At 77.4% G+C, this 20,669-nt stretch carries 18 protein-coding genes and 1 tRNA gene; 7 read left to right on the top strand and 12 right to left on the bottom strand.

The annotated features are described in order from the left end of the window. The first annotated feature begins 25 nt into the window (after positions 1 to 25). Entirely contained in the window at positions 26 to 217 is a 192-nt protein-coding gene (locus IEY75_RS19640) for a PspC domain-containing protein (RefSeq protein ID WP_189115867.1), read from the top strand. Between the two features lie 94 nt (positions 218 to 311). Here the strand turns inward: IEY75_RS19640 and IEY75_RS19635 are convergent, their stop codons facing one another. The 4 genes from IEY75_RS19635 to IEY75_RS19620 all read right to left on the bottom strand — a co-directional run bounded on the left by IEY75_RS19635 (position 312) and on the right by IEY75_RS19620 (position 4,369). Further along, positions 312 to 902 (bottom strand): DinB family protein, encoded by a 591-nt coding sequence (locus tag IEY75_RS19635; RefSeq protein ID WP_189115866.1) that lies wholly within the window; start codon positions 900 to 902, stop codon positions 312 to 314. Between the two features lie 71 nt (positions 903 to 973). After that, the gene (locus IEY75_RS19630; protein ID WP_189115865.1) at positions 974 to 1,624 is read right to left on the bottom strand and encodes a dihydrofolate reductase family protein; all 651 of its coding nucleotides are present in this window, start codon (positions 1,622 to 1,624) and stop codon (positions 974 to 976) included. Between the two features lie 225 nt (positions 1,625 to 1,849). Beyond that, positions 1,850 to 3,319 (bottom strand): MFS transporter, encoded by a 1,470-nt coding sequence (locus IEY75_RS19625; protein ID WP_189115864.1) that lies wholly within the window; start codon positions 3,317 to 3,319, stop codon positions 1,850 to 1,852. Between the two features lie 105 nt (positions 3,320 to 3,424). Then, positions 3,425 to 4,369 carry a MerR family transcriptional regulator gene (locus tag IEY75_RS19620; protein ID WP_189115863.1) on the bottom strand — a complete coding sequence of 315 codons (945 nt, stop codon included), beginning with the start codon at positions 4,367 to 4,369 and terminating at the stop codon, positions 3,425 to 3,427. 57 nt (positions 4,370 to 4,426) lie between these two features. Here IEY75_RS19620 and IEY75_RS19615 point away from each other — a divergent pair, with 57 nt between their 5' ends. From IEY75_RS19615 to IEY75_RS19595, 5 genes are read left to right on the top strand one after another with little or no spacing between them, the layout of a single operon-like run. Continuing rightward, positions 4,427 to 4,804, top strand: coding sequence for a hypothetical protein (locus tag IEY75_RS19615; protein WP_189115862.1), 378 nt, complete (start codon positions 4,427 to 4,429; stop codon positions 4,802 to 4,804). Then, positions 4,801 to 6,063 (top strand): NAD(P)/FAD-dependent oxidoreductase, encoded by a 1,263-nt coding sequence (locus tag IEY75_RS19610; protein ID WP_189115861.1) that lies wholly within the window; start codon positions 4,801 to 4,803, stop codon positions 6,061 to 6,063. Before IEY75_RS19615 ends, IEY75_RS19610 begins: the two co-directional genes overlap by 4 nt. After that, entirely contained in the window at positions 6,060 to 6,848 is a 789-nt protein-coding gene (locus tag IEY75_RS19605; RefSeq protein WP_229789935.1) for a DUF1365 domain-containing protein, read from the top strand. The genes IEY75_RS19610 and IEY75_RS19605 overlap by 4 nt, the downstream gene beginning before the upstream one ends. Next, complete coding sequence (locus IEY75_RS19600) at positions 6,845 to 8,083, top strand: SAM-dependent methyltransferase (RefSeq protein ID WP_189115860.1); 1,239 nt, start codon at positions 6,845 to 6,847, stop codon at positions 8,081 to 8,083. Before IEY75_RS19605 ends, IEY75_RS19600 begins: the two co-directional genes overlap by 4 nt. Beyond that, positions 8,080 to 8,853, top strand: a complete 774-nt coding sequence (locus tag IEY75_RS19595; RefSeq protein WP_189115859.1) for an SDR family NAD(P)-dependent oxidoreductase — start codon at positions 8,080 to 8,082, stop codon at positions 8,851 to 8,853. The genes IEY75_RS19600 and IEY75_RS19595 overlap by 4 nt, the downstream gene beginning before the upstream one ends. A 204-nt stretch (positions 8,854 to 9,057) precedes the next feature. On the opposite strand, the gene IEY75_RS19590 is transcribed toward IEY75_RS19595, so the two are convergent. From IEY75_RS19590 to IEY75_RS19555, 8 genes are all read right to left on the bottom strand, one after another. Beyond that, complete coding sequence (locus IEY75_RS19590; protein WP_189115858.1) at positions 9,058 to 9,942, bottom strand: universal stress protein; 885 nt, start codon at positions 9,940 to 9,942, stop codon at positions 9,058 to 9,060. 100 nt (positions 9,943 to 10,042) lie between these two features. Then, positions 10,043 to 10,900 (bottom strand): cytochrome c biogenesis CcdA family protein, encoded by an 858-nt coding sequence (locus IEY75_RS19585; RefSeq protein WP_229789934.1) that lies wholly within the window; start codon positions 10,898 to 10,900, stop codon positions 10,043 to 10,045. Positions 10,901 to 11,286: 386 nt separating this feature from the next. Continuing rightward, a complete protein-coding gene (locus IEY75_RS19580) occupies positions 11,287 to 11,523 on the bottom strand; it encodes a hypothetical protein (protein ID WP_189115857.1) in 237 nt (78 codons plus the stop codon). A gap of 105 nt (positions 11,524 to 11,628) precedes the next feature. Further along, a complete protein-coding gene (locus IEY75_RS19575; RefSeq protein WP_229789932.1) occupies positions 11,629 to 13,845 on the bottom strand; it encodes a transglutaminase TgpA family protein in 2,217 nt (738 codons plus the stop codon). Continuing rightward, positions 13,842 to 14,978, bottom strand: a complete 1,137-nt coding sequence (locus IEY75_RS19570; protein ID WP_189115856.1) for a DUF58 domain-containing protein — start codon at positions 14,976 to 14,978, stop codon at positions 13,842 to 13,844. The genes IEY75_RS19575 and IEY75_RS19570 overlap by 4 nt, the downstream gene beginning before the upstream one ends. Before the next feature lie 2 nt (positions 14,979 to 14,980). Then, positions 14,981 to 15,919 (bottom strand): AAA family ATPase, encoded by a 939-nt coding sequence (locus tag IEY75_RS19565; RefSeq protein ID WP_189115885.1) that lies wholly within the window; start codon positions 15,917 to 15,919, stop codon positions 14,981 to 14,983. A gap of 58 nt (positions 15,920 to 15,977) precedes the next feature. Beyond that, complete coding sequence (locus IEY75_RS19560; RefSeq protein WP_444544010.1) at positions 15,978 to 18,593, bottom strand: fibronectin type III domain-containing protein; 2,616 nt, start codon at positions 18,591 to 18,593, stop codon at positions 15,978 to 15,980. 233 nt (positions 18,594 to 18,826) lie between these two features. After that, positions 18,827 to 19,987 (bottom strand): hypothetical protein, encoded by a 1,161-nt coding sequence (locus IEY75_RS19555; protein ID WP_189115854.1) that lies wholly within the window; start codon positions 19,985 to 19,987, stop codon positions 18,827 to 18,829. A 117-nt stretch (positions 19,988 to 20,104) separates the two neighbouring features. Between IEY75_RS19555 and IEY75_RS19550 the strand changes: the two genes are divergently transcribed. Beyond that, positions 20,105 to 20,188 (top strand) — tRNA-Leu (locus IEY75_RS19550). Positions 20,189 to 20,669 lie beyond the last annotated feature (481 nt).

Raw genomic sequence — 20,669 nt, 5'->3', positions numbered from 1 at the left:
GCGCCGGACAGCGAGGAGTACCGAGATGACCATGACACCCCGACGCCTGGTCCGACCCCGTCAGCACCGCATGATCGCCGGCGTCTGCGCCGGCATCGGCCAGCGTTTCGGCATGTCCCGGAACCTGGTCCGCGTGCTGTTCCTGCTCTCCTGCCTGCTGCCGGGCCCGCAGATCCTGGCGTACCTCGCCATGTGGATCATCGTCCCGAACGAGTGACCCGCCCGGCGCCCGTCGACCCCGCCGGTCGACGGGCGCTCACCGGCGGGGTCGGGCGGCCAGCCACGCCGCGCGCCGCCGCCCGCGCGGCGGGTCAGCCCATCGACTTGGCGCCGTCGATCGACTCGCGCAGGATGTCGGCGTGGCCGGCGTGCTGCGCGGTCTCGGCGATGATGTGCAGCAGCACGCGCCGGGCCGACCAGCGGGCCCCCGGCGGGAACCACGGCGCCTCGGGCAGCGGCTGGCTGGCGTCCAGGTCGGGCAGGGTCCGCACCAGTTCGTCGGTGCGGGCGGCCACCTCCTCGTAGGCGGCCAGCAGGCCCGGCAGCGTGTCGTCCCCGGTCATCTGGAAGCTGTCGGCGTGCGCCTGGTACGCGTCGGATTCGTCGCCGGCCATCGCGGACGGGCCGTCGACGATGAAGGCGGCCCAGCGGCTCTCCACCCGGGCGACGTGCTTGATCAGCCCGCCCAGGCACAGCTCGCTCGCCGCCGGCCGCTGCGCGGCCTGCGCGTCGTCCAGGTCCCGGACGGTGTGGCGCAGGAAGAACCGGTGCTGGCCCAGCGTCGCGACGAGGTCGGCGCGCTCGCCACCGAGGGCGTCGTCGGCGGGGCGGGTGTGGGCGGTCGGAACGGTGGCGGTCGGATTGGTGGCAGTCGGATTGGTGGCGGTCGGATTGGTGGCCATCTGTCTCCTCCTCGTGGGTGGTTCGTCGGCGACCGTACCGCCGCCGACCGACATTTGCGGGTCCGGCGGGTTCACCGCGGGCGGCGGGTGAGCACCAGGTGCGTCACGCCGTCGCCGGCCACCGGCGGGGCGCACTCGTAGCGGAAGGCCAGGTCGGCGGCCGGCTCGAAGATCCGCTCGCCGTCGCCGAGCAGCACCGGCGCCACGACGACGTGCAGGTGGTCGACCAGGCCCAGGGCCAGGTACTGGCGGATCGTCGCCGCTCCTCCGCCCAGCCGGACGTCGGCGCCGCCGGCCGCCGCCCGCGCCCGGGCGAGCGCGGACTCCGGCCCGTCGGTGACGAAGTGGAAGACGGTGCCGCCCTCCATGGTCACCGACGGCCGGGCGTGCCTGGTCAGGACGAACACCGGGTGCCCGTACGGCGGCCGCGGCCCCCACCAGCCCGTCCACTCCTCGTCGGGCCACGGGCCGCGCACCGGGCCGAACATGTTGCGGCCCATGACGGTGGCGCCGACGCCGACGTCCCCGCGGACCACGAACGCGTCGTCCACCCCGGCGGTGCCGCCCTCGCCGCCCAGCATCGCCCGCCCGGCGCGGGTGGCGAACATCCAGCCGTGCAGCCGCTCCCCGCCCACCCCCAGCGGGTGCTGGAGACTCTGTTCCGGGCCGGCGACGTAGCCGTCCACGGACATCGTCAGGTTGTGCACGCGCAACTGGGACACTCTCCACACCCCCCGGGTCCGGCCGGCGAAGCCGGAACCAGCCTAGGCGGCGGCCCCGGCCCGCGCGCCGCTTCGCCACGACGCGGGTCGGGGAGCGGCCAGGTCGGGGAGCGGCCAGGTCGGGGGACGGCCAGGTCGGGGAACGGCCAGGCCCGGGGACGGCTCAGTAGGGCCGGCCGCGGGTCGGGCCGGCCGCGGGTCCAGGGCCGGGTCGCCGTTGACGGGTCAGGGTCGCTCCGGCGCCGGGTGCAGGGCCGTGCCCGCCACGTCGCAGTGCGCGCACTCCTCGATCGGCAGCCGGTGGCCGGTTCCCCGCTCCCGCGGCCCCACCAGCAGCGCGGCCAGGACCGCGCCGCCGACCATCAGGCCGACGCAGACGAGCACCGCCGCGCGGAACCCCGCCGCGAAGGCCGGCGGGTCGGTGTAGTCGGCGCCGCCGATGCCGGCCAGGACCGGTACCACGGCCAGCGCCAGCAGGCCGGCGGCCCGGGCGACGGCGTTGTTCACGCCCGAGGCCACCCCGGCGTACCGGTCGGGCGCGGCGTCCAGGACGGTGGCGGTCAGCGGCGCGACGGTGAGGGCCAGCCCGCCGCCGAAGACCACCGTGGCGGGCAGCACGGTACCCAGGTACGTGGCCCCCGCCCCGATCCGCAGCATCAGCAGCAGGCCGGCGGCGCACAGCAGCGGCCCGGCGGTCATCGGCAGCCGGGCGCCGACCCGCTGCGCGAGCGCCCCGGCGCGCGAGGAGAACAGCAGCATCAGCGCGGTGACCGGCAGCAGCGCCGCGCCGGCCGGCAGCGGGGCGAAGCCGGCCACCACCTGGAGCTGGAGGACCAGCAGCACGAACAGCACGCCGAGCGCCGCGTACACCAGGAAGGTGACGGCGTTGGCCGCGGTGAACCGGCGCGCCCGGAACAGCTCCGGCGGCACGAGCGGGTGGGCCGAGCGGCGCTCGACGGCCACGAAGCCGGCCAGCGCCGCCACGCCGGCCGCGCCCACCGCCCACACCGCGGGGCCGGCGCCGCCGCCGGCCGCGGTGAGTGCCCAGGTCAGGCCGCCGAGCCCGACGGCGCCCAGCGCCGTGCCGGCCACGTCGAACCGCCCGGCCGCCGCCGGGTCCCGGGACTCCGGGACGTGCCGCAGCCCGACCAGCAGGATCACGGCGGCCACCGGCAGGTTGACCAGGAACACGGCCCGCCAGCTCCACTCCAGCAGCCAGCCGCCGACGAACGGCCCGACGGCGGCGGCGACGCCGCCCAGCCCCGACCAGGCGCCGACCGCGGCCGCCCGGTCCGGGCCGTGGAACGAGGCGGAGATCAGGGCGAGGCTGCCCGGGGTGAGCAGTGCCCCGCCGACGCCCTGCAGCGCCCGGGCTGCGACGAGGGTCCCGATGTCCGGGGCGAGGCCGCACAGCAGCGAGGCCGCCGCGAACCAGGCCACGCCGAGGGCGAAGACGCGGCGCCGGCCGAACCGGTCGCCGAGGGAGCCGCCGAGCAGGATGAGGGCGGCCAGCGTGAGGGTGTACGCGTTGACGGTCCACTGGAGACCGGCGAAGCCGGCGCCCAGCTCGGTGCCGATCCGGTTGAGTGCCACGGTGACGACGGTGCCGTCGAGCAGGGCCAGGCCTGAGCCCAGGACCGTGGTGAACAGGACCCAGCGCCCGCGCGCGGTACCCATGCGGATCCCGTCGGCCATGCCGCCGCCCTCCCGCCGCCCGCCGGGCGACCCTGGATGTCGACCGGCCGTCGGCGCCCGGCCGGTGGTGCAGGCCGGCCGGGGTCGACGTGCGGCCGTCGATGTCTAGGGCGATCCTCGTCCATCGGCGGTCCCGGCGGCGGCGGAACCGCCGAGCAGCGCGACGGCGGCCGGCAGGTCCGGCGGCAGGACCTGCACGCCCGGCCCCGCGCGCCGGGCCAGCGGCGGGGTGGCGCCGCCACCGGCCAGCGCGACCCGGGCGCGGGCCGACAGTGCCCGCAGGGCGCCCAGTTCGGCGCTGAACGCCCCGACCCGCGTGGCGGCCAGGACGAACGTCACCGTCGGCGCGGCGAACGAGGCCAGGTCGGCCAGCGGCGTCTGCGCCCCCAGGAAGCGGATCCGCCAGCCGGCCCGGCGCAGCAGCAGGCCGAACGCGAGCAGCGCGATGTCGTGCTGCTCGGCCAACGGGCAGGCCAGGACCGCCATCGGGCCGCCGCCCTCGCCCCAGCCCTGGGCGTGGGCGGTCAGCCAGCCGCGGACGATGTTGCTGGCGTAGTGCTCCTCGGCGACGGTGATCGCCCCGGTGCTCCAGCGCTCGCCGAGTTCGCGCAGGTACGGCAGGAGCACGTCGGCCACCATCGGGCCGAGGCCGAGTTCGCGGTGGGCCTGGGCGAGCCGGCGGGCGGCCAGTGGCTCGGACCGGTCGTCGAGGGCGGCCCGCAGGCGGCGCCGCAGGACGGCGGCGCGGTCCGCGGGCGCCGGCCGCCCGGCGGGCGACACGGCGGGCGCCGCGGCGGGCGACACGGCGGGCGCCCCGGCCAGGACGGCGGCCGCGGCCTGGGCGGCGGAGTGGCCGGCGGCGAGCAGGGCCTTCATCTGCCGGATCCGCGACTCGTCGCCGAGGCCGTAGAGCCGGTAGCCGCCGTCGGAGCGCACCGGCGACAGCAGGCCGTACCGGCTCTCCCAGGCGCGCAGGGCGTGGGTGCTCACGCCGACGCGGGCGCTGAGCTGGCCGATGCGCAGCATGACGGGGGCCTCCACGCCGTTCATCCTACAAACCTTAGACAAACATTTGACAGGATGTGCCGGCCGCCCTAGCGTCAGGCCATGAGAAAAGGTCAGCTCGTGCCGCGCGCGCTCGGACTCCTCACCGCGGTCTATGGGGCATACACGCTGGCCCGGCCGGCGTCGCTCCTGCGCACGTGCGGGTACCTGCCGGCCGGCCGCAGGCCTGGCCGGGCGGGCCTGGTGCTCGGCCGGGCCGTCGGCGTCCGCGACACGCTGTCCGGGCTGGCCATGCTGTGCGCGCCCGCCGGGGCGCCGCTGCGGGCGGCGGTCGCCGCGCGGGTGGCCTGCGACGTGGCCGACACGGTCGGCTTCGGGCTCACCGTGCCGGCCGCCCGGCGGGCGAAGGTCGTCGCGATCACGACCGGCTGGGCCGCCGCCTGCGGCGCGAGCCGCCGGTTCGCCGGGCGCCACCGGTGACCGGACGCGTCGCCGTCGTCGGCGCCGGCATCTCCGGGCTCACGGCCGCCTACCTGCTGCGGCGGCGGTACGACGTGGCGCTCTACGAGGCCGCGCCGCGCCTGGGCGGGCACGCCCACACCCACGACGTCACCGACGCCGCCGGCCGCGCGCTGCGGGTCGACTCGGGCTTCATCGTCCACAACCGGCGCACCTACCCCCAGCTCCTGAGGTTGTTCACCGAGCTGGGCGTACCCACGCAGGCCAGCGAGATGAGCATGAGCATCCGGGTCGGGCGGACCGGTCTGGAGTACGCCGGCGGGCGCGGGCTGCGCGGCATCTTCGCGCAGCGGCGGCGGGTCGCCTCGCCCGCTTTCCTGCGGCTGCTCGGGCAGATCCGGCGGTTCCACCGCGACGCCCGGCACTTCCTGCGCACCAGCGACGACGCCGACCGGACAACGCTCGGCGAGTTCCTGGACCGGCACGGGTTCGGCCCGGCGTTCGTCCGCGACTTCGCCGTCCCGCTGGTCTCGTGCGTGTGGTCCACCGGCACCCGCACGGCGCTGGACTATCCGGCCCGGTACCTGTTCCGCTTCCTCGACCACCACGGCCTGCTCCAGGTCGGCAACTCGCCCCGCTGGCGGACGGTCGTCGGCGGCTCGCGCACCTACGTCGACGCGGTCCGGGCCGTCCTCGCCGACGTGCGCCTCGACTGCGCCGTGGCCGGCGTCCGGCGGGGCGTCGACGGGGTCACCGTCACCGACGCGCGCGGCGGCGCGGCGCGGTACGACAAGGTCGTGCTCGCCACCCACGCCGACGAGGCGCTGGACCTGCTCGACGACGCCACCGCCGCCGAGAAGGAGGTGCTGGGCGCGTTCCGGTACGCGGCGAACACCGCCACGCTGCACTCCGACGACCGGCTGCTGCCCGCCGCCCGGGGCGCCCGCGCCTGCTGGAACTACCTCGTCCCCGAGACCGACGACGGCGATCCCGCGCCGGTGGTCAGCTACTGGATGAACCGGCTGCACCGGCTGCGCACGGCCACCCCCTACCTGGTCACCCTGAACGCCCCGGAGCGGATCGACCCGGCGAAGGTGATCGCGCAGATGCGCTACACCCACCCGGTCTACGACCTGGCCGCCGTCGCCGCCCAGCGCCGGCTGCCCGAGCTGACCACCGACCGGACCGCCTTCGCCGGGGCGTACCACGGCTGGGGCTTCCACGAGGACGGCTGCCGCTCCGGCGCCGCCGCCGCCGAGGCGTTCGGGGCGGGCTGGTGACCGCGGCGGCGGACCTACCCGCCCTGCCGGCCCTGGTGGTCGGCCACGTGCGGCACCTGCGGGTGCGCCCGGTGCGGCACGGCTTCCGGTACCGGCACTGGCACTGGCTGGTGGACCTCGACGACCCGCCGCGGGTGCCCTGGGCGCTGCGGCCGCTGGCCCGGTTCGCGCAACGGGACCACCTGTGCGGCGGGGCCGCCGGTGGCGGGCGCGCGGCCGGGCGCGACGGCGGGCTCGGCGGGATCAAGGCCGACGTCGTGCGGCTGCTGGCCGCGCACGGCGTCGCCGCCGACGACCGGTGGCGGGTGCTCATGCTCGCGCACGCGCGGCAGTGGGGGTACGTGTTCAACCCGCTCACCGTGTACTGGTGCCTCGACCCGCGCGGGCGGCTGGGCGCGGCCGTGCTGGAGGTGCACAACACCTACGGCCAGCGGCACGCCTACGTCCTGCGCCCGGACGGCGACGGCGCGGCGGGGATGGACAAGGAGTTCTACGTCTCGCCGTTCAACGACGTCAGCGGGCGGTACCAGGTCCGGCTCACCCTCTCCCCCGCCGTCGTGGGCGTCGCCGTCGACCTGTACCGCGACGACGCGCTGGTCCTCGCCGCCACCGTGCACGGCGTCCCCCGGCCGGCGACCGGCCGGGCGCTGCTGGGCCGGCTGGCCGTCATGCCGGCGGCGACCCTGCGGGTCACCGCCCTGATCCACTGGCACGGCGTGCGCCTCTGGCGCCGCCTGCCCGTACAGCCCCGCCCCGCGCGGAACCACCCGGAGGTCGCACCATGAGCACCGCCAACCCCCTGGGCGCCCGGCCCGCCCTGACCCGGCCCCTGCGCCTGGGCGCGGGGCCGACCCGCCGGGTGGTGGACCGGATGGTGGCCGACCTGCCGGTCCGGCTGCGCTACCCCGACGGCAGCGTCGCCGGGGGCGGCGGCGCCGACGCGCCGACGATCGAGATCGTCCGGCCGCGGGACGCGTTCGCCCGGATCGCGAGCGCCCCGAAGATCGGCATCGGCGAGTCCTACATGGCCGGCGACTGGTACGCCGCCGAGGGGACCGACCTGGCCGACGTGCTGACGCCGTTCGCCGCCCGGATGGCGACGCTGGTGCCGCGGCCGCTGGTCCGCCTGCGCCGGTGCGTGGACCGCCGGGTGCCGCGCACCTCCCGCAACACGGTGACCGGCGCCCGGCGCAACATCGAGGCGCACTACGACCTGAGCAACGCCCTGTTCGCCGAGTTCCTGGACCCGACCCTGAGCTACAGCAGCGCCCTGTTCGACGCCCGGGCCCCGCTGGCCGGGCAGGACCTGGGGGCCGCCCAGGAGCGCAAGATCGAGGCGGTGCTGGACCGGGCGGGCGTGCGCGCCGGGTCGCGGGTGCTGGAGATCGGCAGCGGCTGGGGGTCACTCGCCGCCGCCGCCGGGCGGCGCGGCGCCCGGGTCACCAGCGTCACCATCTCGCCGGCCCAGCACGGGCTCGCCCGCCGCCGCGTCGCCGAGGCCGGCCTGGCCGACCGGGTGGACATCCGGCTCCAGGACTACCGCCAGGTCGAGGGCCGGTACGACGCGGTCGTCAGCGTGGAGATGATCGAAGCGGTCGGCATCGAGTACTGGCCGACGTACTTCGACATCATCGACCGGCGGCTCGCGCCGGGCGGCCGGGTCGTCCTCCAGGCGATCCTCATGGCCCACGACCGGCTCCAGGCGAGCTGCCGGTCGCATAGCTGGATCCAGAAGTACATCTTCCCCGGCGGGGTCATCCCCTCGCTGACGGCGATCGAGGCGACGCTGCGCCAGCACACCGCGCTGGGCCTGACCGCCCGGCACCACTTCGGTCCGCACTACGCCGAGACCCTGCGGCGCTGGCGGTACCGCTTCCTCGCCCGGTGGCCGCAGGTCACCGCCCTGGGCTTCGACGAAAGGTTCCGCCGCATGTGGGAGTTCTACCTGGCGTACAGCGAGGCCGGCTTCGCCGTCGGCTACCTCGACGTCGCGCACCTCGAACTGGCGCGGGTCCGGTGAGCGGGCACCGGATCGCCGGCCGGCGGGTCTGGCTGGTCGGGGCCTCCAGCGGGATCGGCGCGGCGCTGGCGCGGGAGTGCGTCCGGCGCGGTGCCCGGGTCGCCGTCAGCGCCCGGCGGGTGCAGCGGCTGGCCGAGGTCGCGGACGACAGGATGGTCGCCGTCGCCGCCGACGTGACCGACCGGGCCGGCGTCGACGCCGCCGCCGCGGCGGTCCGCGAGGCCCTCGGGGGCCTGGACATGGTCGTGTACAACGCCGGCTACTGGGAGCAGACCGACGCCGCGGCCTGGGACCGGGACGCCTTCACCCGGCACGTCGAGGTGAACCTGCTCGGCTTCAACAACGTCATCGGCGCGACGCTGCCGGAGTTCGTGGCCCGCGGCTGCGGGCACCTGGTCGGGGTCGCGTCGATCGCCGGCTACCGGGGCCTGGTCGGCGCCGAGGCGTACGGGGCGACGAAGGCCGCGCAGATCAACATGCTGGAGGCGATGCGCGGGGCGCTGGCCCCGCGGGGGGTGGCCGTCACCACCGTGTGCCCGGGCTTCGTCCGCACCGAGATGACGGCCGGCAACGACTTCCCCATGCCGTTCATGATCGAACCGGTCGAGGCGGCCGCCGCCATCGCCCGCGGGCTGGAACGCGGGCAGCAGGAGATCGTCTTCCCCCTGCCGATGACGGCGGCGTTCAAGGCCGCCCGGCTGCTCCCCGTGCGCGCCTGGACGGCCCTGAACCGCCGGACGGTGCGCCCCCGCCGCCGACCGGTTGAGTAGCCGTACTCAGGGACCGGTGGCGCGCGGCGGGCATCATCTCCGTTGTCGGCGGTCGGGGCGTTCGCTCCACACCGCACCGTCCAAGGGGGAACGGGATGCACACCGAGAACCGAGGTCCAGCCGTCCGATGCGGCGACCGGCCGGTGCCCGGCTGGTCGGGGCCCGGCTGCGCCGCGCGCTGACGGCCCGTGGGACCGCCGCGGCTCAGGTCGTCCGGTCCGGCTGCGGCGCGGTGCGCACCACCAGCACCGGGCACGCGGCGTGGTGGACCAGCGCCTGACTCACCGAGCCGAGCAGCAGGCCGCGGAAGCCGCCGCGGCCGCGGGACCCGACGACCACCAGGGCCGCCTCCCGGCTGTCCTCCACCAGCGTGTGCTCCGGGTCGAGACTGCGCTCCAGGCGCGGCGTGACGGTGAGTTCGGGGTACGCCGGTGCCACCTCGGACACCGCGCGGGCCACGACCTCCTCGGCCTGGGCGCGCGCCTGCCGCTCGACGTCCTCGTACGTGGCCGTCAGCGGGAACGCGAACGAGTCCACCCACCACGCGTAGACGACCACCAGGGGCACCTCGCGGCGGGCCGCCTCGGCGGCCGCCGCGAGCAGGACGGGCCGGCAGTCGGCGGAGTCGTCGACCCCGACCAGTACGGGCCCGGCCTCGTCGGGGCCGTGCTCGCCGCGCACCACCAGGACCGGCCCGTGCGCGTGCGCGGTGACCTGGCTGGCCACGGAGCCCAGCAGCAGCTCCGTGAAGCCGCCGCGGCCGCGCGCGCCGACGACCGTGAGGCGGGCGTGGGCCGACTCCCGGACCAGGACGCCGGCCGGCGCGCCCGCGACCGCGCGCACCGACACCTCGACGTCGGGGAACTCGTCGGCCAGGGTGGCGGCGGCGCCGTCCACGATCCGCTGCGCCGCCTCCTCCAGGCCCGGCGGGGCGGCGGCGTACGCGTCCAGGCCCACGGTGTAGGGGTGGACGTACCCGTGCACGAGCGTCAGCGGCGCCCGCTCGCGGCGGGCGGCCACCGCGCCGTGGCGGGCGGCGCGCAGGCTCACGGGTGAGCCGTCGACACCGACGACGACAGGTGCGTTCATGAATCCTCCAGGTGCGCGGCGACTGCGGTCGGCCGCCACCGTGCCCGGCGGGCCGGCCGGGGTACCAGAGCCGTAGGTCCCGGCTCTGGCGCCTTCCACATTAGGACACCGGCGGCCGCGCCCTGACCGCCCGGCGGCGGCCGGCGAGCCAGGCGGCCGCCAGCAGCACGGCGAACAGGGCGACCCCCGCGGCCGGTCCGACCCGGTCCAGGGTCGCGCCCAGCCGCAGCGCCACCTCCGCCGCGCCGGTGACCAGCGGGTCCGAGGCCACGTCGCCGCGGGCCAGCCGCGCGTCGTGCCGGCCGACGTACGCGAGGTAGGCCCCGACCACGACCAGCAGCGCCCCGCCGGCCCGCCCGACGTGCGGCGCCAGCCGGCGCAGCCGGCCCAGCGGCGAGGCGCGCGCGCACGCGACGGCGAGCGCCGCCGCCCCGACCAGCAGGCCGATGCCCGCGGCGAAGGCCAGGAGCGCGGGGAGGCGGGTCCCGGTGCCGCCGGCGGCGGTGGCCCCGACGACCGCCATGAACGGGGCGATCGCGCAGCCGAGCGAGGCGGTCGCGTACGCGGCGCCGAACAGCACCAGCCCGGGGTAGCCGCCGAGGCGCGGCGTGCGGCGCGGCCCGCGGACCAGCGCGGGAATCTCCCGCCCGGCCAGCAGGAGGAGGCCGGCGACCGCCAGCGCGGCGCCGAGCGCGACGGTAAACCAGGGCAGGTGGCGCTGGAGCGCGCCGGTCCCGCCCGCGAGCAGCGTGCCGCTCACGCCGAACACGGCGACGAAGCCGGCGGTCATCGCCGCCGTCGCGCCGAGCGCCCGGCCGACCCCGGTCGCGCGCCCGGCCCGGGCGTCGCCCACGACGAGCAGGGACAGGTACGCGGGGAGCAGGGCGAAGCCGCACGGGTGGACGGCCGCGAGCATCCCGGCCGCGACCGCGACGGCCAGCGGAACCTGGTCGGTCACCTCGGGGCTGCCACTTCAGCCGGCCGGCCGGCGCCGGGGACGCCGGGGTGCCGGCCGCGGGCGGCCGCCCTGGGCAGCGCGGCGGAGGAGGGTGCGACGAAGGGGGGTGCGACGGAGGTGGCGACCTGCGGCTCAGGCGGCTCGACGCCGGCGTGGGGACCGACCGGCCCCTGGCCGCTGCACCCGGCCAGGGCGATGACTGCCGCTACCGGCAATCCGAGGAGCGCCATCGTGGCACGCACGGGTCGCCACCTCCGTCGCGGTGGGGAACGAGCGACACGGAACGTATGGCGGCCGACCGGTGCGGGGCAAGTCCCGCGGGCGATTGATAAGGCTGCGCTAAGGAACCCGGTACCGGGGAGTAACAAGAGACCGCGGGAGGCCCCTCAGGCGGCGTACGCGGTGCGGATCGCCGACAGCGCCCACTGCATCCGGCTGACGGCCGTCTCGGGGTGCTCGCCGAACTCCTGGGCGACCAGGGCGGCGCAGCCCCGCGCGCCGTGCCGGGTGATGGTGTGGTCGACGGCGCGGCGGACGGCGTCGTCGCCGAGGTCCTGCGAGCGCTGCAGGTCGGAGACGAACAGGGCCTCGACCCGGGCCTCATCGATGGTCATCGTCGTCATTGCCGTTCCCCCGTTCGGTGCCGGCCGGTGTTGTGTCTCAGCACACGCCCGTCAGGCTGCGACCCCAGTGCGCCCGGGTGGCGAACCGGTTGCGACCGGCGCCCGCTACCTGGCAGGTGCCGGGTCCCGGGCGCCTGATACCGGTCTACCACCGCGCTGCGACAGCTCCCGGTACCCCCACCGCAGCGGGCCGGGCCGCACCGGCCAGCACCACCGGCCCCACCGGCCCCGGCCGGCCCGCAGGTGCGCCACGTAGGCCGCTGCGGCGACCACGGCCGCCTCGGCCTGCGCCGCCGAGGCGGGGATGTCGGCGAAGGCCGCCGCGTTCACAGCCTCGGCCAAGGCCTCCAGCGGGGGTTCGCCCGCCCGGCGGGCGGCCGCGGCCACCGCGCCCGCGCTGTGGTGCGGCGGCAGGGGCCGGCCGGCGAGCCGGCGGGCGTCGCGCACCTCGCGCCAGGCGCCGGCGATCCGGGCGCCCGGATCGGGCGCCGTGAGCCGGCCGCGGCTCAGCCGGCGGCGCGCCAGGCCCAGCGACGCCAGCGCCGCGGCCCCGGCGAGCACGGCCGAGAGTGCGCCGACGAGCCCCGCCGGCAGCCCGCCGGAGGCCGGCGCCGGGGCGACCCGGGACGGTCCGGCGGGCGCGGCGGGCGCGGGAGTCGGCGCGTCGGCGACCGTCGGGGGCGGCGTGCGCACCGGCGGCGGCCGCGCCTCGCCCTCGACCGGTAGCGGCCGCTGGCGGGGGCGTGGCAGCGGGTCGAAGGCGACCCAGCCCACCCCGTCGAACAGCACCTCCGGCCAGGCCACCGCGTCACCGGCGTACACCGATCCGCCGCCGGCCGGCACCCGGAACCCGACGACGACGCGGGCGGGCAGGCCGAGCAGCCGGGCCAGGACGGCGTACGCGGCGGCGAACTGCTCCGAGGTACCCCGCTGCCCGCCGGCGTGCGGGGGCCCGAACAGGAAGAACCGCAGGTTCGGGTACGCGTGGCCGCTGGGCGCGTCGGCGACGAGCCGGTAGTGGGCGCGCAGGTACTCCTCGACCGCGGCCGCCCGCTCGTACGGCCCGACCGCCTCGCCGGCCAGCCGGTCGGCCAGCCGGGACAGCGGCGCGGGCGGCTCGGGGCCGGCGTCCAGCAGCGGCGCGACCGCGGCGCCGCCGGGCACCTCGGCCTCGGCGAGCAGGTCGGCGGGGTCCGCGCGCCGCCGCGAGTCGACGGCGTAGCGGGCGCCCGGGTGCAGCGGCTCCTGCCCGAGCAGCGTGCCGCCCGCCGGGTCGTACGCCACCCGGACACCGCCGACCCGGTGCACGTCCGCGGCCGCGGGCAGCAGCCGGCCGGTCAGCTCGGCGACCGTGACCTCCTGCCGGACCGGCCGCCCCGCCGCGGGCACCCCGCCCGCCGACGTGCCGGAGGGGCCCGGCAGGGTGCGACCGGCGCTGCGGTACGTGGCGCCCACCCGCCAGGTGACCCCGTCGTACTCGGTGAGCACCGCCAGGCGCAGGCGCGAGTCGGTGGGCGCGGCGGACAGCCGTACGTCGAACAGCTTCTGCCGCGGCGCCAGGGCCCAGCCGGAGAGCCGGACCAGCGGGTTCTCGTCCAGGGTGTCCAGGCGGGGCGGCCGCAGGTGCGCCCGCGGGTCGGCCGGCCGGGCCGCCGCCACCGGCCGCAGCGCCGCCGCGCCGCCCGCGGCGGCCACGCCGACCGCGGCGACGGCGGCCAGTCCCGCCGTGGTCCGCCGCCAGCGCCGCCGCGCGCCGCCGACGGGCGGGGCGTCGGGACCGGAGGCGGGCGCCGCGAGTCCCCAGGCGGCCAGGGCGGCGAAGGCCACGGTCTGCCACCAGGCCGGGGCCGCGTTGGGCCCCACCAGGTACAGGGCGCCGACGAACAGCGCCGTCGGCGGTGCGTAGCCGAGCAGCACCCGGCGTGTCCGCAGCAGCAGCTCCGCGCCGACGAGCGTGGCCAGCCAGGCCGCGGCCACCGGGATCACGACCGTGTCGGGCCGGGGGGTGACCGGGATCATCGCGCCCAGCAGCCGGGGCAGCCCGTTGGCCCACGCGTCCGCGAGCAGGGCCAGCGGCCCGCCGGGCACGCCGCCGAGCCGGGCGGCCAGTGCCACGGCGCCCGCCAGGTAGCCGGCCAGGGCCAGCAGCGACAGCGGCGCCACCCAGGTCCCGCGGCCGCGGGCCAGCGCCGCGCTGAGGGCGGCCGCGGCCGCGGCCGCCCCGGCCACCAGCAGCGCCAGCAGCCGGTCGTCGAAGATCCGTCCGGCGGTCGACCCCGCGACCGCGACGACCGCGACGAGGGCCACGAGCCGGCGGGTCACCAGCGCACCGCCGGCCAGCGCGCGGCGAAGTCCGCCCCGTCGCGCGCCTCGACCACGCCCGGTGCCGGCGGCCCCGCCGGTCCGGCGCCGTCGCAGACCACGGTCCGCACCGCCGCGTACCGGCCGCGCAGGCCCGCCACCTCGGCCGCCGCCGCCCGGCCGGCACCGCCGGTGACGAAGATCAACGTGTCGCCGTACCCCAGCGCCCGCAGCCCGTGGACCGCCGCGCCGACGTCGCCGGACCGCGGGGTCGCCTCCGTCAGCAGCTCCAGGTACGGCCCGACCGCGGCCGCGCGGCGCGGTCCGCTGTCCGCGGCCGCGCCGCCGACCAGGCGCAGGGTGGCGGGCAGGTGCGCCTGGCAGGCGGCGGTCACCACGGAGGCCGCCACCTCGACCGCGGACTCGAAGTCCTCGGCGCGGGCGTACCCCTCGGCGCGGTCGTCGAGGACGACGACCACGTGCGGCACGCTGGTGTCGACCTGCTCGCGGACGAGCAGCTCGCCGGCCCGGGCACTCGCCCGCCAGTGCACCCGGCGCAGGTCGTCGCCGACGACGTACCCGCGCAGCGAGTCGAACGTGATGCTGCCGTGCGGTACCCGGTCGTGCCGCCCGTCGAGGCTGCGGGTAGCCCCCGGCGGCACGTCGGCCAGCGGGTACCGCCGCGGGTACACCCAGACCCGCGCCGTCCCGCCGTGTGCGCGGTCGGCGCTGACCAGGTCGAACGGGTCCCGGCGGCGGACCAGCAGCGGCCCCACCCCGACGACCCCCCGCCGGCCGGTCGGGACGTCGTACCCGACCTCGGCCGACGCCCCGGGCCGCAGCCCCCGCACGGCCACCGGCGTGCGCCGCGGCCCGCACCGGTCGGCGGCCGACAGGTGCGCGCCGCGCCACCCGCTGGTGTTGGTGACGCGCAGGGTGACCCGGCACGGCTCGCCCCGCGCGACGCGCGGCGGCGCCAGCCGCCGGTCCACCGCCACCGCCGGGCGGGCGCCGCAGTGCAGCAGCGCGTACCCCAGCGCCGCGGCGGCCACGCCGCCGAGCAGGAGCAGCTCGGGGTACCGGCCCCACCACCCGGCGAGGAGGGCGGCCGCCGCGGCGGCCGCGAGCCCCGCGCCGCGGGCCGTCAGGCGCACGCCTACGCCGTGGCCGGCACCGGGACCGGCACGGACTCGATCGCCTCGGTCAGCACCCCGCCCGCCGTGGCGCCGCGCAGGTGGGCGTCCGGGGTCAGGACCAGCCGGTGGGTGAAGACGGCCGGCATCAGCTCCTGGAGATCCTCGGGGATGACGAACCGCCGCCCGGCGAGCATCGCGTAGGCCGACGCCGCCCGGGTCAGCGCGATCACCCCGCGCGGGCTCACCCCGAGCCGGACCTGCGGGTGGCCGCGGGTGGCGGCGGCAACCCGCACCGCGTAGGTGTACAGCGGGTCGGCGATGTAGGCGGTCCGGGCGAGCGCGGCCAGCTCCGCCACCGCCGCGGTGTCGGTCACGGCCGTCAGCAGCTCCGGCGACCGGTCGGCGGCGCCGCGCAGGACCTCCACCTCCACGGCCTCGTCCGGGTAGCCGACCGACAGCCGCATCAGGAACCGGTCGAGCTGGGCCTCGGGCAGCCGGTAGGTGCCGTCCATCTCGATCGGGTTCTGGGTGGCGACGACCATGAACGGCCGCGGCACCGGGTGCCGGGTGCCGTCGACGGTGACGTGCCGCTCCTCCATCACCTCCAGCAGCGCCGACTGGGTCTTGGGCGACGCGCGGTTGATCTCGTCGGCGATGACGATGTTGCCGAACACCGGGCCGGGGTGGAACTCGAACGCGCCCGTGCCCTGGTGGAACACCGTGACGCCGGTGACGTCGGCGGGCAGCAGGTCCGGGGTGAACTGCACGCGCCGCGCCTGCCCGCTCACGGTCGCGGCCAGGGCGCGGGCCAGGGTGGTCTTGCCGACGCCCGGCACGTCCTCCAGCAGCAGGTGCCCCTCGGCGAGCAGGGCGGTCACCGCCAGCCGGACGACCTGCGGCTTGCCCAGGACGACCCGGGAGACCTCCCCGGCGATGCGGGCGCCGGTCTCGGCGACGATGTCGGTCTCCGGGTCGGGCGGGGACGGGGGCGGGGGCGTCTGCACGGTTGTCCCTCGGTCAGCAGTTCGGCAGATCGTTGATCTTGTCGCCGTTGGTCAGATTCAGCCAGATGAAGGGGATGTAGCGCTGCTTGTCCTCGAACGTGATCTGCACCCACATGTCGCTGCGCTTGTTCCGGTTGTACTTCGTCGCGTCCAGCACGGCCCCGTCGCTCTGGTCGCCGTCGCTGCCCCTGCGCCTGCAGAACGCGCGGTAGGTCTGGCCGGCGCGGGCGGTGCCGACGCCCTCGGACCCCTGCTGGCGCGCGCCGGAGTAGACGCCGATGCCGCGGTTGCAGTACCCCCGGTCCGGGCCGTTGCGGTCGTCGCAGGCGACCCTGCCGTCCAGGCGCTTCGTCCGGGCCTCGCCCTTGTCGGCGGCCTCGCCGGCCGCGTTGACCGCGTACACCACGTAGCGGTACACGGTGTCCGGCGTCAGCTCCCGGACCGTGTCGCCCTTGCAGTCGAACCGGGTGCGGCGGCCCCCGTTGAGGCTGATCTCGCAGCGGGCGGCGTCGGCGGCGCGCAGCGGCACGGCCAGCGTGCTGTACCCGGCGGTCGACTTCAGCGCGGTCACCGAGGGCCGCGGGACGGTGCGGGCGCGCGCGGTCGCTGCCGCTCCCTCCCCGGCGTCGTTGACCGCCGACACTTTGACCGTCACGGCCTGGCCGGTACCGAAGCCGCCGATGTCCACGGTGCCCGGCTGCGGCGCCGCGGTGCGCCGGCCGTTGGCCACCACGGCGTACGACCGGACCGGCCGGCCGTTGTCCGCGGCGGCCTGCCAGCTCACCCGGACCGTGCCCGCCTTGTCGGCGGCGGTGACCACCTGGAGGCCGGCCGGCGGCCCGGGACGGGTGAACGGCGTCACCGACTCGCTGACCGGCGACGGCACCGAGCCGGCACCGCGGTCGTTGACCGCCACCACCGTGAACGCGTACGCCCGGCCGTACTCCAGGTCCCGCACCGCCAGCGACGTCGACCGGCTCGTCCCCACCACGGACGACGCCCCGTCGGTGGCGGCGGTGACCTGGTACCGCAGGATCCGCCGGCCGAGGCCGTCCGCCCGGGGCCAGCTCACCTGCACCGTGCCGTCGGGCCGCGCCCGCGCGGTCACCGCGGTCGGCGCCGCGGGCACGTCGGCGGTGGGCACGACAGGGTTGCTGCGGGTCGCCGGGCCGGCGCCCCGGCCGTTGACCGCGTGCACGCTGAACCGGTACGTCTCCCCGTTGGTCAGCCCCGGCACCACGACCTGCCGCTGCCGCGCGCCGACGGTGAGCTGGCGCCCGGCGCCGACCACGACGTACCGCACGATCGGCGACCCGTTCTCCGCCGCGCCCCGCCAGGAGATCCGGGCCTGGGCCCGACCGGCGGTGGCCAGCACGCCCGGCGGGGCGCCGGGCGGCCCGATGCGCGGCTTCGGCGGGGGCGGCGGGTCCGGCGGCGGGTCGCCGCCCAGGACGCCGTCGGCGTACTTGTCCACCGGCCGCACGGCGTGCCGGTCGTCGACGACGTGGGCCGCCGCGCTGGCCGGGGCGTTGATGAACAGGCGGTTCTCCCGGACCTCCAGCTCCAGCGGGCCGCTGCCGGCCGGTAGCCGGATCGTCTCGGCCGCCCCGCCCGCGCCGTCGAGCACCCGCACCCCGCCCGCGCCGTCGGCGCAGTAGAACCGCCCCGCCCACGCGACCGCCGGCTGGGCGAGCGCCCCCGTGCCGGGAACGGTCAGCGTGCGGGTGCCGCCGCCGACGCCGACGACCACGACCTGCCGCTGGTCCGGGACGGTCACCGGGATCTGGTCGCCCACCACCCGACCGGGCAGGAGGCCGGGACCGGCCAGGTCCAGCCGCGCCTTCGCCGTGCGCTCGCCGCGCAGGGACGTGAGAGTGCCGTCGGTCCGGTCGAGGACCGCCGCGCCGTCGTCGAGGGCGGCGACCGCCAGGTCGTGCTGGGCGTCGGCCACCGGCACGGTGCGGACGGTGGCCGGTCCGGCGCCGGCCCGGGCCGGGTCGCCCGCGGTGAGCGCCGCCACCGTCCCCTCGGTGGGCACGCCCACCCACAGCCGGCCGCGGCCGTCGAACACGCCGCCGGTGATGCCCGGCGGGAACCGCACGGGCTCCCCTACGCCCTGGAGGGTGCGCGGGTCGAGCTGCCGCACCAGGCCCTGCACCGTGTCCACGATGAACGCCGACTCGCCGTGCAGCGCGACCGTCACCCCCAGCCCGGCGCTCGTGGGCGTCGTGGCGGTGGCCCGCAGCGTGGCCAGGTCGAGGGCGCTGACCAGCCCCGTGCTGCGGTCGCGCAGCAGCAGGAGCCGGTCGGTCTGGGTGACCTGCACCGCGTGCTGCGCGCTGCCGCGCACGTCGAGGCGCGTGTCGATCCGGGCGGTGACGCCGTTGACGCGGGCCACCTCGCCCTTGACCGTGCTCCACAGCCAGGAGCTGGCGTCGTAGTTGGCGACGGCGTTGTCGGCGGCGCTCAGGCCGAGGAGGGTCGCGCCCATGGCGACCACGGCACTGGCGGCGGTCACGGCGGTCACCAGGCCGCCGCGGCTGCGCGGGCGCCACGCGCGGACCCGGCGGGCGTACCGCGTCGCCGCGGGCGCCACCCGGGTGCGCAGGGCGGTGTGCGCGATGCCCACCATGCCTCCCCGCAGGTGCAGCCTGTGTCCGCGCGGCGCCCGGGGGTCCCGGGCGTCCGAGTCGGACGGTCGCGCAGCGCGGCACCGGCACGGCCAGGCGCGCCGGTGCTCCCGACGCCGTCTGGCCGCGGCCGGTCCCATCGATATGCACGGCCGAGGGCCAATCATAGGGAAAATCGACGAACTCCTCGACCCCCGCGACCGTCGAACCTGGACCCGCCGCGCTGGTGCCCTCACTCCCGCCGGGTGCACACCGGACTGGCGACGCCGAACTCGGTGGTCGAGTACACGGCCGACACCTGGAAGCAGTAGTCGAGCGCCGGGTGGAACCCCGCCGCCGTGTACCGCGTCGGCGCGCCCGCCGGCAGTTGGGCGAGCAGCCTCAGCTCCGCGCCGGCCTGCCCGCCGGTGACGAGGAACGTCGCGCGGCCGCCCGACGGGTCGCGCCAGCGGACGACCACCGCCCCCGGCTCCCGCGCCACCGTGACGTCGGCCGGCGGCTCCCCCGTCAGCCGCACGGCGCCGGTGGGCTCGACCTGCCGCGGCGGGGCGCCCGAGCGCAGCAGCGCGACGGTGGCGATGCCCGCCGCGCAGAGCGCGAGGACGACGGCGACACCGGCCACCACCCAGCCCCCGCGGCCCCGCAGACCCGCCGCGGGCGCCACGCCGGTCCACGCCGGCGCCGCCGCACCGGGGACCTCCGCCGGACGCCCGCCGTCGACCGCGGGCGGGGCAGGAACCGGGGGTGCCGTGGCGGCGACGTTCCGGGCAGGTGGCGCGGGTACCGCTTGCGCGGAGCCGCCGGACCGGAGGTCGGGGCCGGTGCCCGCCGCCCGCGCAGGTACGGCCGGACCGCCGTGCGGCGACGGCGACGGCGACGGCGACGGCGCGATGGTCGTCGCTGGGAGCGGCGGTGCGACGGAGAGCGGGAGCGCGGTGAGCTGGTGTTTTTCCGACCCGTCCAGGTAAGCGCGCGCCGCCTGGACCGCCGGATGGGTGTCACCGAGCACCGGCCCGCCCAGGTGCGCCACCCGGGTGAACTGTCGGCACGCCTCGTGCCGGTTGCCCAGCTCGGCCGCCACCGCCCCCAACTCGGCCGCCATGGCCAGCAGCTCCGGGTCGTCCTCGCCGCGGACCCGGCCCCCCTCCGCCAGGTGCAGTTCCAGCACCCGGCGCGCCGCGGCCGGGTCGTCGGTCTCCCGGTACATGCGGGCGAGCACGGCCGCCGCCGCCAGGACGGCGTCGTGGCCGGCCCCCAGGTCCTCGCCAGCGGCCTCCGTGGCGGCGCTGAGCAGCGCGGTGGCCTCCGCCACCTCCCCCGCCGCGTACTGCCGCCGGGCGCGGGCGCAGGCGGCCGCGAGGGTCGCCGGGTCGATCCGGTACGGGTCAGCCACGCCGGCCATGCTGCCGCCGCGCCGCCGTCCGCGCCACCCCGGTATGTCGCCGCGAGGGCCGGGATGTCGGGGGTGTAATGTGATGGCCCGTGCGACAGTCACCGGCTGTCGGCGCGAGTCCGGGTGGCGGAATGGCAGACGCGCTAGCTTGAGGTGCTAGTGCCCGTAAAGGGCGTGGGGGTTCAAGTCCCCCCTCGGACACACAAATCAGACAATCTCACCCTACTCTAGGGGTCAGAGCGAAAATCTGCCCCGATTGAACCCCGGGGCACCCTACCTAGGTGTCACGCTGAGTGACGTGACGCTTGCGGGTTGGGGCAAGGGTAAGGGTAGCGACACTGAGGGCCTGATCGCTGCCCTCATGCCCGCGAAAACTCCCCCACTCACGTTGCCTGAGCTAGAGCAGTTCGTCGCCTCACGGGCCGTCCACCTACACCGCATCGTGCCGCTTGACCCGTCCGGCCGTGTGCACGTTCCCGACCTGATCGAGCGACTTAACTCGGGCCAGGACACGAAGCTAGTGACACGGGAGAGCACCCTTCAACGCCTGGTGATTGGGGTCTGCTGCACCAACTGGTGACAGTTCTAGTCAGGCGGCCTGACTGGCCGGTGGAGTCATGATGGTCTCGTACTCGATAGGGGTCAACCGGGCCAGCGACCGTTGTCGTCGGCGCCGGTGGTA

It is taken from the genome of Pilimelia terevasa, from assembly GCF_014647915.1.
Classification (GTDB): Bacteria; Actinomycetota; Actinomycetes; order Mycobacteriales; family Micromonosporaceae; genus Pilimelia; species Pilimelia terevasa.
This window is presented reverse-complemented; position numbering and strand designations above follow the sequence as displayed.